Genomic DNA, 5,277 nt, shown 5'->3' on the forward strand with positions numbered 1-5,277 from the left:
ACGACCCCGGAACGACACCCGGCAACCACCGCAACCAAGACCCGCAACCAACACCCCCCTATACATTCCGCTACGCGCGTAGATATGCTCGGGTGGTGACCATGCCGCCACCCGCACCCCCATTCGCCGACGTGACCGCGTCCGACAGCTCGCTGCGCCGCTTCCTGCACGGGCTCCCCGGCGTCGACGCCGTCGGTCTCGAAGCCCGCGCCGCATCGCTCGGTACGCGTTCCGTCAAGACCACGGCCAAGGCCTACGCCATCGACCTCGCCATCTCGATGATCGACCTGACGACGCTCGAAGGCTCCGACACCGCCGGTAAAGTCCGCTCGCTCGCCGGCAAGGCGATGAACCCCGACCCCACCGACCGCACCGCCCCCAGAACCGCCGCGCTCTGTGTCTATCCGGACATGGCGGCGACAGCCGCAGCCGCGCTCAAGGGGTCCGGCGTGAAGGTCGCCTCCGTCGCCACCGCGTTCCCCGCAGGCCGCGCCTCGCTCGAAGTGAAGCTCGCGGACACGCGCGACGCCGTCGCCGCGGGCGCCGACGAGATCGACATGGTCATCGACCGTGGCGCGTTCCTCGCCGGGCACTTCCTGAAGGTGTACGAGGAGATCAGGGCCGTCAAGGAGGCCGCGGGAGCCGCCAGGCTCAAGGTGATCTTCGAGACCGGCGAGCTGTCGACGTACGACAACATCCGCCGCGCCTCCTGGCTCGGCATGATCGCGGGGGCCGACTTCATCAAGACGTCCACCGGCAAGGTCGGCGTCAACGCCACCCCAGCGAACACGCTGCTGATGCTGGAGGCCGTGCGCGACTTCCGGGCGCAGACCGGGGTGCAGATCGGGGTGAAGCCGGCCGGCGGCATCCGTACCAGCAAGGACGCGATCAAGTTCCTGGTGCTGGTCAACGAGACCGCGGGCGCGGACTGGCTGGACAACCACTGGTTCCGCTTCGGCGCCTCCAGCCTGCTGAACGATCTGCTGATGCAGCGTCAGAAGCTGGCGACCGGCCGGTACTCCGGCCCCGACTACGTGACGGTGGACTGACATGGCATTCGAGTACGCACCCGCACCCGAGTCCCGCTCCGTCGTCGACATCGCGCCGAGCTACGGCCTGTTCATCGACGGCGAGTTCACGGAGGCGGCGGACGGCAAGGTCTTCAAGACCGTCAGCCCGGCCACCGAGGAAGTCCTGTCCGAGGTCGCGCTGGCCGGGGCTGCCGACGTGGACCGGGCGGTACGGGCCGCCCGCAAGGCGTTCGAGAAGTGGTCGGTGCTGCCGGGCGCCGAGCGCGCGAAGTATCTGTTCCGGATCGCCCGGATCATCCAGGAGCGCTCGCGCGAACTGGCGGTCCTGGAGACGCTGGACAACGGCAAGCCGATCAAGGAGACCCGCGACTTCGACCTGCCCCAGGTCGCCGCGCACTTCTTCTACCACGCGGGCTGGGCCGACAAGCTGGACCATGCCGGGTACGGTCCGGACCCGCGCCCGCTGGGCGTCGCGGGGCAGATCATCCCGTGGAACTTCCCGCTGCTGATGCTCGCGTGGAAGATCGCGCCCGCGCTGGCCACCGGCAACACGGTGGTGCTGAAGCCCGCCGAGACGACTCCGCTCAGCGCGCTGTTCTTCGCCGACGTCTGCCGGCAGGCGGGCCTGCCCAAGGGCGTCGTGAACATCGTGACGGGTGACGGCGGCGCCGGCGCCGCGCTGGTCGAGCACCCGGACGTCGACAAGGTCGCCTTCACCGGGTCGACTGCCGTCGGCAAGGCCATCGCCCGGCAGATCGCGGGCACGCGCAAGAAGGCCACGCTCGAACTGGGCGGCAAGGGCGCGAACATCGTCTTCGACGACGCGCCGATCGACCAGGCGGTCGAGGGCATCGTCACGGGCATCTTCTTCAACCAGGGCCAGGTCTGCTGCGCCGGGTCGCGGCTGCTCGTACAGGAGTCGGTCCAGGAGGAGTTGCTGGACTCGCTGAAGCGCCGGCTGTCCACGCTGCGCGTGGGCGACCCGCTGGACAAGAACACCGACCTCGGCGCGATCAACTCCGCCGAGCAGCTGGCCAGGATCAGGGCGCTGACGGAGCAGGGCGAGGCGGAGGGCGCGGAGCGCTGGTCGCCGGAGTGCGAACTGCCGTCGTCGGGTTACTGGTTCGCGCCGACGCTGTTCACGAACGTCACGCAGGCGCACACGATCGCGCGGGACGAGATCTTCGGTCCCGTGCTGTCGGTGCTGTCGTTCCGTACGCCGGACGAGGCGGTGGCGAAGGCCAACAACAGCCAGTACGGGCTGTCCGCCGGTGTCTGGACGGAGAAGGGTTCGCGGATCCTCGCGGTCGCGAACAAGCTGCGGGCGGGCGTCGTCTGGGCCAACACGTTCAACAAGTTCGATCCGGCGTCGCCCTTCGGCGGTTACAAGGAGTCGGGCCATGGCCGCGAGGGCGGTCGGCACGGCCTGGAGGCGTACCTAGATGTCTGAGTCACGACTGACCGTCTTCAAGACCTACAAGCTGTACGTCGGGGGCAAGTTCCCGCGCAGCGAGAGCGGCCGGGTGTACGAGGTGACGGACTCCAAGGACAGGTGGCTGGCGAACGCGCCGCAGTCGTCCCGCAAGGACGCGCGTGACGCGGTCGTGGCGGCGCGCAAGGCGTTCGGCGGCTGGTCGGGCGCGACCGCGTACAACCGCGGTCAGGTGCTGTACCGGGTCGCGGAGATGCTGGAGGGCCGCAGGGACCAGTTCGTACGGGAGGTCGCCGAGGCGGAGGGCCTGTCGAAGCCGAAGGCCACCGCTGTGGTGGACGCGACGATCGACCGCTGGGTCTGGTACGCGGGCTGGACGGACAAGATCGGCCAGATCGTGGGCGGGGCGAACCCGGTCGCGGGTCCGTTCTTCAACCTGTCCACGCCCGAACCGACCGGTGTGGTCACGGTGCTGGCCCCGCAGGACTCGTCGTTCCTTGGCCTGGTCTCGGTGCTGGCGCCGGTGATCGCGACGGGCAACACGGCGCTCGTGATCGCGAGCGAGCGCGCGCCGCTGCCGGCGCTGTCGCTCGGCGAGGTGCTGGCGACGTCCGACGTCCCGGGCGGCGTGGTCAACGTACTGTCCGGCAGGACGGCGGAGCTGGCGGCGCCCCTGGCGGCGCATCAGGACGTCAACGCGATCGACCTGGCGGGCGCGGACGAGACGCTCGCGAAGGAGCTGGAGATCGCGGCGGCGGACAACCTCAAGCGCGTGCTGCGCCCGGCCGCCGAGGACTGGCTGAGCGACCCGGGCACCCACCGGATGACGGCGTTCCTGGAGACGAAGACGGTCTGGCACCCGACCGGCGCCCTGGGCGCCTCGGGCTCGTCGTACTGAGCGAAAACGTAACGACGGCCCGCGTTCCCTCGTTTGGGGGAACGCGGGCCGTTTTTGTCGTGCAGTAGCGTACGCAAGATTACACTTCCCGCATGAGCGAAGCACCCATCCTGGACGGCCCTGAGCCCGCCAGGATAAGCGAATTCACCATGACCGACGCCCGCGCAAAGTTGGGCACACTGGTTCGCCGCGTGGCGCACTCCCACGAACGGATCGCGATCACGGACCACGGGCACGTGGCAGCCGTCCTGATCAACGCGCACGATCTGGAGGACCTTGAGGACGCGCGTGCACTGGCCGAGTACCGCAATCGCGTGGAGGACGGCACTGCCGAGTTCGTGAGTCACGAAGAGGTCAAGCGCATGCTCGGGCTGACGGCCCCATGAGCTACGAGGTGATCTGGGAGACCGTCGCCCTCGAAGCGGCGACACGCTTCATGAAGCAGGATCCCGAAGGATTACGTCAGGTTTTCGCAGCAGCGGATCTACTGGGCGAGAACCCTCAGCCGCCGGGCGCCTACGCATACGGCTCCGGCGATGTGCGGCGCATCCACTGCGGCCGCTACCGACTCATCTACGAGATCCACCGGCAGCAGATCCGGATCGCCGTCGTTCACCTCGGCCGCGTCCCCTGACCTCAGCCGGGGAGCAGGCCCGTCGCCCGGCCGACGACCGGGAGGTCCTGGAGGGCGCCGCCGTTGGTGACCGGGTCGGTGACCAGGGCCGTCGACAGCGGTTTGAAGTCGGCCACCTGCGTGCCGACCGCGTTGTCCAGCGGGTCGACGCCCGTGTTCGCCAGCGGGTCGAGCTGCAGGGTGGTCAGCGGGGAGACCGCGCCCGTCGTCGAGTGGGTGAGCGCGCCGGTCAGGCCCTGGGTGGCCGCCGTGCCGGCGCCGGCGAGCAGGGGTGCGTCCGTGTCGGCGGCCGCGGCCTGGGCGGCCGTGCCTGCCAGGCCGAGCGCGGCGCCCGCGGCTGTGACGGTGAGTCCGGCGCGCAGCAGAGTGCGGCGCGGGGAGGTGCGGGCTGCGTGACGTGCCATGAGATGTCCTGCCTGGCCGGGGGTGAGCGGAATGACACGAAGCGTAGTTGAGGGTGACTCCCCGTACCACTTCATCGGCCGTATCGGTCCCCGGGGATCCCTTCCGCGGGCGCATGCCGCAGACTGGTGTCCCGTGAGCTCCCAAACCGCCCTGCCCCTTGTCGTGCTGCTCGCCGGCCCCTCGGGGTCGGGGAAGTCGTCCCTGGCCGCCCGTACGGGCCTGCCGATCCTGCGTCTTGACGACTTCTACAAGGAGGGTGACGACCCGACACTTCCGCTGGTCCCCGACAGCGCGGACATCGACTGGGACTCGGTGCGGTCCTGGGACGCGGAGGCCGCCGTCGCCGCGGTGGCCGAGCTGTGCCGTACGGGTCGTACGACCGTTCCCGTCTACTCCATCGCGACCAGCTCGCGGGTGGACACGGAGACGCTCGACACCGCCGGTGCGCCGCTCTTCGTCGCCGAGGGCATCTTCGCCGCCGACATCGTGGCCCGGTGCGGCGAACTCGGGCTGCTGGCCGACGCGCTGTGTCTGCGCGGCCGGCCTTCGACCACGTTCCGGCGCCGGCTGCTGCGGGATCTGCGCGAAGGGCGGAAGTCGGTGCCGTTCCTGCTGCGGCGCGGCTGGCGGCTGATGCGCGCCGAGCGGTCGATCGTGGCGCGCCAGACCGCGCTGGGCGCGTATCCGTGCGCGGGTACCGAGGCGCTGGGCCGGATAGCCGAGGCGGCCAGGGGCCGCTCCGTCGCGGTCTCTTCGTAGCCCCTTCGCGTTCCCGGGACATATGAACGGAGCCAGCCAAGACCCCCCGGCCTGGCTGGCTCCGTCGCACCCCCCGGTGCTGCCCCCCGTGATTCCCCCCGCTTTCCCCCCTGTTTCC

At 70.0% G+C, this 5,277-nt stretch carries 7 protein-coding genes; 6 read left to right on the forward strand and 1 reads right to left on the reverse strand.

Annotated features, from left to right (window positions below):
• Positions 1 to 101 precede the first annotated feature (101 nt).
• The 5 genes from deoC to HY68_RS05945 all read left to right on the forward strand — a co-directional run bounded on the left by deoC (position 102) and on the right by HY68_RS05945 (position 3,995).
• The gene (gene deoC, locus HY68_RS05925; protein ID WP_041985233.1) at positions 102 to 1,049 is read left to right on the forward strand and encodes a deoxyribose-phosphate aldolase; all 948 of its coding nucleotides are present in this window, start codon (positions 102 to 104) and stop codon (positions 1,047 to 1,049) included.
• Position 1,050: 1 nt separating this feature from the next.
• Positions 1,051 to 2,481, forward strand: a complete 1,431-nt coding sequence (locus HY68_RS05930; RefSeq protein ID WP_041985234.1) for an aldehyde dehydrogenase family protein — start codon at positions 1,051 to 1,053, stop codon at positions 2,479 to 2,481.
• The gene (locus HY68_RS05935) at positions 2,474 to 3,361 is read left to right on the forward strand and encodes an aldehyde dehydrogenase family protein (protein ID WP_041985235.1); all 888 of its coding nucleotides are present in this window, start codon (positions 2,474 to 2,476) and stop codon (positions 3,359 to 3,361) included. The genes HY68_RS05930 and HY68_RS05935 overlap by 8 nt, the downstream gene beginning before the upstream one ends.
• A 92-nt stretch (positions 3,362 to 3,453) precedes the next feature.
• Positions 3,454 to 3,747: a type II toxin-antitoxin system Phd/YefM family antitoxin gene (locus HY68_RS05940; protein ID WP_241778481.1), complete on the forward strand. Its 294-nt coding sequence runs from the start codon at positions 3,454 to 3,456 to the stop codon at positions 3,745 to 3,747.
• Positions 3,744 to 3,995, forward strand: a complete 252-nt coding sequence (locus tag HY68_RS05945) for a type II toxin-antitoxin system RelE/ParE family toxin (protein WP_041985236.1) — start codon at positions 3,744 to 3,746, stop codon at positions 3,993 to 3,995. The genes HY68_RS05940 and HY68_RS05945 overlap by 4 nt, the downstream gene beginning before the upstream one ends.
• A 2-nt stretch (positions 3,996 to 3,997) precedes the next feature.
• Here HY68_RS05945 and HY68_RS05950 read toward each other — a convergent pair whose 3' ends face one another.
• On the reverse strand, positions 3,998 to 4,399 hold the full coding sequence (locus HY68_RS05950) for a hypothetical protein (RefSeq protein ID WP_041985237.1): 402 nt from the start codon (positions 4,397 to 4,399) through the stop codon (positions 3,998 to 4,000).
• Positions 4,400 to 4,430: 31 nt separating this feature from the next.
• On the opposite strand from HY68_RS05950, the gene HY68_RS05955 reads away from it, so the two are divergent.
• Positions 4,431 to 5,159 (forward strand): uridine kinase, encoded by a 729-nt coding sequence (locus HY68_RS05955; RefSeq protein ID WP_241778482.1) that lies wholly within the window; start codon positions 4,431 to 4,433, stop codon positions 5,157 to 5,159.
• The last annotated feature ends 118 nt before the right edge of the window (positions 5,160 to 5,277 follow it).

The sequence above is a fragment of the Streptomyces sp. AcH 505 genome, from assembly GCF_000818175.1.
Taxonomy (GTDB): Bacteria; Actinomycetota; Actinomycetes; order Streptomycetales; family Streptomycetaceae; genus Streptomyces.